Source organism: Streptococcus suis, from assembly GCF_016743335.1.
In the GTDB taxonomy this organism is placed as follows: domain Bacteria; phylum Bacillota; class Bacilli; order Lactobacillales; family Streptococcaceae; genus Streptococcus; species Streptococcus suis_Y.
This window is the reverse complement of record NZ_WCJE01000067.1, coordinates 1-6,540: the sequence shown is the minus strand read 5'-3', so window position 1 is coordinate 6,540 and position 6,540 is coordinate 1. Positions and strand designations below refer to the sequence as shown.

The 6,540-nt window shown below is 39.1% G+C and carries 7 protein-coding genes; all 7 read right to left on the bottom strand.

Annotated features, from left to right (window positions below; genetic code table 11):
- Positions 1-605: 605 nt before the first annotated feature.
- The 7 genes from F9856_RS11525 to F9856_RS11495 all read right to left on the bottom strand — a co-directional run bounded on the left by F9856_RS11525 (position 606) and on the right by F9856_RS11495 (position 6,406).
- On the bottom strand, positions 606-974 hold the full coding sequence (locus F9856_RS11525; RefSeq protein WP_024376367.1) for a hypothetical protein: 369 nt from the start codon (positions 972-974) through the stop codon (positions 606-608).
- A 10-nt stretch (positions 975-984) separates the two neighbouring features.
- The gene (locus F9856_RS11520) at positions 985-1,680 is read right to left on the bottom strand and encodes a M57 family metalloprotease (RefSeq protein ID WP_202106686.1); all 696 of its coding nucleotides are present in this window, start codon (positions 1,678-1,680) and stop codon (positions 985-987) included.
- 65 nt (positions 1,681-1,745) lie between these two features.
- Positions 1,746-2,522 (bottom strand): alpha/beta hydrolase, encoded by a 777-nt coding sequence (locus F9856_RS11515; protein WP_202106685.1) that lies wholly within the window; start codon positions 2,520-2,522, stop codon positions 1,746-1,748.
- A 60-nt stretch (positions 2,523-2,582) separates the two neighbouring features.
- Complete coding sequence (locus F9856_RS11510; RefSeq protein WP_024380602.1) at positions 2,583-4,244, bottom strand: ribonuclease J; 1,662 nt, start codon at positions 4,242-4,244, stop codon at positions 2,583-2,585.
- Positions 4,245-4,500: 256 nt separating this feature from the next.
- A complete protein-coding gene (locus F9856_RS11505) occupies positions 4,501-4,905 on the bottom strand; it encodes a hypothetical protein (RefSeq protein WP_202106684.1) in 405 nt (134 codons plus the stop codon).
- Between the two features lie 5 nt (positions 4,906-4,910).
- Positions 4,911-5,396 carry a prolyl-tRNA synthetase associated domain-containing protein gene (locus F9856_RS11500; protein WP_105128640.1) on the bottom strand — a complete coding sequence of 162 codons (486 nt, stop codon included), beginning with the start codon at positions 5,394-5,396 and terminating at the stop codon, positions 4,911-4,913.
- 119 nt (positions 5,397-5,515) lie between these two features.
- The gene (locus tag F9856_RS11495) at positions 5,516-6,406 is read right to left on the bottom strand and encodes a glycosyltransferase family 2 protein (RefSeq protein ID WP_202106683.1); all 891 of its coding nucleotides are present in this window, start codon (positions 6,404-6,406) and stop codon (positions 5,516-5,518) included.
- Positions 6,407-6,540: the final 134 nt, after the last annotated feature.

Below are 6,540 nucleotides of genomic sequence, written 5' to 3'. Positions count from 1 at the left end.
TTATATATATATATATATGTGTGTGTGTGTGGTATGATAAACTATCTGTTTATTATATCATATTTGCTTTCATTTCTCAAATGGTTTATCCAGGCACCCACGCCGTACGCATGAAAAAATGCATGTAACTGTTTTCTAGCTACTTGCATTTTTCAAAAATATTTTCACGATATTTTCATGATTACCTTGATTTATCCTCGTTTTCACCTACATTATAACAAAATTTCACGATGAAAATATAACTTTTTTTATGAAAAAACGTTATCTGAAAACGAATTTTTCTTCATGCGTTTGGCGTGCCGGGCACCTCTAAAAACTTCAAGTAGTTGTTAAGTAAGACCTATTTGTAAGCATTATTTCCAGAGGCTGGGCAGAAAGACCAACCTCGCTTCTCAGGGTTCGTGTCAACATCTCAGCGCAACAACTAGAAATAAAGACTTGTTGACGAACTCTTTTTATCTTGGTCGACTTCTTTCCCGCTCCCCTTTCACTCATCAAATCAAGTCAACAACGGCTGAGTTTGATTTTCGAAGAATATTATAAGTCAAAAAAGCTGAGCAGACATCTAAGATGGCTTGCTCAGCTTATTTTTTCTTTTGCGATTTTTATACCTTCAATCCGCTAAGCAATTCCTTATTCTGCCAGAGTAGATAAAGACCACCACCGATAATAATCAGCATGATGACAAACTTGATCAAGCCCTTAACAAAGCGGATGACCAACATCAATATCATAGATACAATCAGCCATCCCCAAGCGGAAGAATTGAGTAAGGTTTGCATACTCTCTAGACTGGCACCTGTCCAGGCCTTGATAGGTTCAGGGATTTTATCAAACCAGCTGCTATCTATACCGATTTGTTCCATAATCGAATGACTGGTAGACTGCATCCATGCAAAAATCCCAGCATTATAGAGAAAGAGTAGAGCTTGCTCAGGATAACGTTTTATTGTGTTTGTAATTGTTCGAAACATATTTTCCCTTCTATTCTGAATACAAGGCAAGGACCGCATCAATATCTGCTTGCTGGATACCATGATTAGAACCTGCCGATTCCATAACAGAGGTCTGACTATCTTCATGATCTAGGCCAATAGCATGGCCCAATTCATGCTCAGCTGTATGGATAATTCTATCCATATCATAACCATATTGGTCGTTTAATAAATAAAAACTATTCAGACGCACCGTTACCGAGCTATAATAATTCGTCAATAAATTAGTCGTTGAATTGGCCTCACCTGCTGCCTGGGTATTTCCATCATTCATCTCAGTAGCAATAATATCAGCCTGATTTGGATCACTTGTCATCACAAAAGTGAAGGCCCCTGTCGCATTCCAATTTGCAATGGCTGTTTCATAGGCAGCTACAAATGTTGGATTCTGGGTTTCAATGTAAACAGTCGCAGTATTGCTTTCCCATCGACCATGATCAGTTGTATTGACCGTATCAGTCGTCAGGTGTTTAATGGTATCAACACCCTCTTCAATACTGACCTCGGATTGACCTTTAACCATCAATTGTACTTCCTGAGCCAAAGTTTGTAGCATATGAGGCGCTGCTTCCTGTTGAAAATAGAATAATAGACCTAGACCACAAGCCAATAACACCATTGATAACCAAATCAGACCCCAAAATGTCCGCCAAATCCACCGCAGAATATTTCCAATAAGTTTCATAGACTATACCTCTTTCTAGAAATAGGTTTTAGTATAGTCATAATTTCTGAAACTTTTCTTAAAAACTAGGACAGTCTTTCTTCCAATTTGAAATCAATTGGCAACCAAGCCAATACTTTCTCAATCTGCTGATTCCAGTAGTACCACTCATGTTTACCAGGTCCGAAACTCGCCTCTATATCAAATCCCAGCTCTTTCAACTCCCCAACTGCCTTTTGATGCCCTTCAAAGAGAAAATCTTCCTCACCACACCAGGCATAAAATTTGGTCTTTTTATCGGATTGTTTAGCAATTTCTAACAAATTATTTGGATTCTGTTTATCAGAAATATCACCAAATACTCCTCGCCAATACGAAAGACTTCCCAATTCTGCTGTCGCTGGATTATCAAAATCAAAATACAATGCGCCTGAAAGCGAAGCTGCGTGTGAAAAACGATTGGTCATCATGGCAATCTTGAAGGTCCCATAACCACCCATAGACAAACCAGCGATAAAATTCTTCTCCCGCTTGTCAGACATATTTGGGAAAAATCGTTTGAGAATTTGAGGCAACTCTACTGCAATAGCATCGAAGTAATTCATACCGTAAGTGGTATTGGTATACCAACCTTTATCTGTATTGACCATAACCACGATAAGATTGGTATAACGAACCAACCGTTCCACTGTAGAACGATTCAGCCAGGAATCCTGATTTCCTCCCATACCGTGCAAAAGATATAGGACAGGAATATCGTTGTCATCAGGATTTTCCACACGATTGCGATCTGGATATAAAACCGTAACCTGTCTAGACATATCTAGAGCTTCTGAGTGGTATTCAATTTTCATTATTGCCATAAATCTTCTCCTTATGGTAAAGAGCCTGAGTTGCCCTCGGCTCTTTGCATTTATAAAACTCTATTTCACTTCCATAATTACCGGTAAAATAGCTGGGCGACGTTTAGTTTGGTCAAAGAGGAATTTTGCTAAATCATCGCGAACAGCACTCTTAAGCTCTGCCCAGTCAAAGCTATCCTTTGTAAAGTAATTTTCCACCGTTGTATTCACCAATTCTGATGCCTCACGCAAGATGTCCTTGCTCTTTTTCACGTAGACAAAACCACGGGTATTGACCTTGGCCTTGGAAATGATTTTCTTCTCACGGCGGTTGACAGTGATAGCCACGATAAAGATACCGTCTTCTGAGAGGATCTTACGGTCACGAAGGACGATATTTCCAACATCGCCCATGGCATTTCCGTCAATCATGACATCACCAGCAGGAACCGCTCCGCTATGGACAAAATCCCCCTCTTCAAAAGCCATGACATCCCCACGCTTAACGATGATAATGTTTTCTGGATACATACCGATTTCAAGCGCAGCCTTAGCGTGAGCATCCAATTGACGATACTCCCCTTGAACTGGGAAAAGATATTTAGGCTTCATGATGTTGAGCATGAGCTGCAAATCACGCGCATTGCCGTGACCAGATACACGCAGTTTTTTTGTAATGGATTTGACCGTTCCACCAGCCTTGTAAATCAAATTCTCCACACGAGCAACAACCGCTTCTTTTGAAATACTTGGAGTGGTAACAATATAAACTAGATCACCTTCTTTGATTTCAACGTAGCGATGTCTACCGATAGACATTTTACGCAATCCATTTAACGGCTCGCCCATACGACCAGTTTCTAGAATAATCAATTCATGGTCTTCATACTTGTTCATATCCTTTGGTTTTACCAACAAGCGTTCGCTGACCAAACGAAGTTTTTTCAATTGAATCGCTGTTCGGACAATATTTTCTACATCATGTCCTGTCAACACGACACGACGACCAGTTGCTTCTGCCGCATCAAAAATCTGTTGAATACGTACAATATTGCTGGCAACTGCTGCAACAATAACACGCCCGTCACAGTCAGCAATCGTATTGAGAATTTCCTCCCCAGCCTCATGCATGCTCGCTACTTGAACATTGCTATCTGCATTTGCTGAGTCTGACAAGAGGGCCAACACACCTTCGTTACCGATTTCAGCCAATCGCCCAAAATCCGTACGATAAAACTTATCTGCCGCCTGGTCAAACTTAAAGTCACCTGTGTAGACAATATTTCCTTCATCCGTCTTAACGACAATTCCTAAACTCTCTGGAATAGAGTGGGTCGTCTGAAAGAAAGATACCACTGAATCCCCGAAATCAATTTCAGTTTCAGCATTGATAACATGGAAATCATTAAATTTCTTAGTAGCATTATTCCCCTTGACAAGTAGCTTAGCCAATTCGATCGTCAAGTGCGAACCAAATACTGGCACTTTCACTTTCTCCAAGAGATAAGGAAGCGCTCCGATAGCATCTGCATGTCCGTGAGATAAGAAAACCCCCGCTACACGGTGCTTATTTTCTTCCAAATAATCGAAATTTGGGACGACTACATCCACACCTAACTGTTCATTCTCAGGATACTTTGCCCCTGCATCCAAAACAAAAATATGTTCATTCACTTCGGCAATGTACAGGTTTTTTCCATTTTCACGTACACCTCCGAGAGCCATGATTTTTATGCTACTCATTTTTTCTCCTTTTTGGACATCCCACAGGTGTCCATTTTATTTTTCTTACCAACGGTCCTTGGGATGCCCAAGTCGAATTACAGTCTGCTATGTCGGAGCTCTATTTGCAAAAGACACACCTTGGTTCAAAATTATATTCAACCATCAACGCAACTTTTAAATAGAAATACCTAAATAGCTATCGCTTCTATTATACATTTTTTCAAGAAAATTTACAAAAAACTCCGCTGAAAATCAACGAAGTTCTACATATACATTAGTAACCATGTCCCTTATGTTCCCACTTACCTCCAAGATTACGCACTAAAATCCATTTCCAATCCGTATGAGTACTATTAGGCTCTAAGGTGGGCTCTGCCCCCTCAGCTGCTACCTTAAAAGACGAAGTTAGGATAATAGCTTCCTCTGCACCATAGTGCTCCGCCCACTCATCAAATTCCTTTTCATTATCACCACTGTAACCGATAGTCAGCAATTTACAACTGTTAAAATGGTGATCAAAGTAATCTTGAACTACAAGAATAGCCGCCTCAATCTCTTTTTCCGTATACAATTCTGATTGTTCCATCGGTTCAATCTCTGCCTGATAAGCTGCTCCTGTCCGACATCCTACAAAAAAGAGACAACACAACAGACTACAAATAGCTAAACATTTTCTCATCTTTGTTACCCCAAGTCAACAATCGTTGCTGAAAAGCCAATCTCTTCTACAAAACGCAAAACATCCTCTGTCTTTACAAAAATCGTTTTCGTATTAACATTGGGGTGGAAGGTTAGAATGGGTTCAGAAAGGATTTCTTTATCAAAAAAGACTTGAATATCCTTATCAACATTATGTAACAAGCCAAAAACAGATACCACACCCGCAGGTAAGTGCATTTTTTCCATCAAGCTATCACTCGAAGCCATCCGAATCCGGTTGGCTCCCACCAAATCACGAAACTGGTCCATATCCAGCTGCTTCTGGTCATCCATGATCAGTAAATAAAATGCAGTCTTTTTCTTATTGGTCAGAAACATGGACTTGGTCCGTACTCCTTCTAACCCTTCAATGTAACGGTCTGCTTCCTCAGTTGTCCGAGCTGGTGGATGCTCTACAATGGTGTAGTCCATTCCCAAGTCAGCTAAGCTTTTAAAAACCAATTTGTCCATGACAGCACCCCTAATGCTCTTTTGATATATTATACTACTTTTTAAAGGAGGGTTCAAAAATAATAGTAGCATAGCGGAAGTGTCTCGATACTCCTTCTATGCTACTGTCACAAAAATTCTCATTCATCACTGGTTAAAAAATCCAGATGCCCACTCTCTATGCGTTCCAATTCATTTTCTAGACTAGCGACTTCCGTCATTTCACCAATATCTAGGCAAAGTTGAATATGGTTTCTTAAATGATGAAGGTAAAGTGAAATAGATTTTTGAATAGGGTATCCTATCTCATTCATCTTAACTATCCGTTCTTTTAGAAACTCTAAATGAACATTATGCTCCAGTTTAAAGTTCTGTGAAATACTTGATGGGTTGGAACGATAAACATACAAAGGCTGATTTAAATAACAAGCATGCTGTGCTTTCATAAACAATTTCCATGAAATTGCCGCATCCTCATAACATTGACCAACAGGGAAACGAATATCTGCAAAAAGTTCTTTTTTATATAATTTTCCCCAAGCTGTCCAAAATATCAATCGAAGCGCTAAATCTTGATTATCCTGACGTTCTAATAGTTCTTCTGGAGATAGCAACTCAAACTTAAATGGCCCATAATCGTAGAAGATAAAGTTCACATCGTCAAATCTACAGAAAGCTCCTATGCTTATTTCAGCATGAGACAATTTCAATCCATGATACATCATCTCAATAGATGCTTCAAATAAAAAATCATCAGAGTCAATAAAGGTTATATACTCTCCTGTTGCATGTTCTAAACCTGTATTACGAGCTGCCGATAGGCCACCATTTTCTTGTTGGATATAGATAAAACGTGGATCTCCATCTGTAAGCGACTTAGCTTTTACAATACTGTTATCAGGACTACCATCGTCTACTATTATGACTTCTAAATTTTTATAAGTCTGACTTTGAATAGAGCGAATACATTGTTCTATATATCCTTCAACATTATAAACTGGTACAATAACGGAAATCAGCGGTGTATTCATCTTAGTCAATATCCTTTGTGTATTTTATATCTCATCATCTTGATAGAACTTAATCTATTATATATATGAGTTTAGTCAAGAAAAAACCACAGTTTATCCTTCAGAGCAGTAAAAAAAAAGAGGTAAAAACCTCT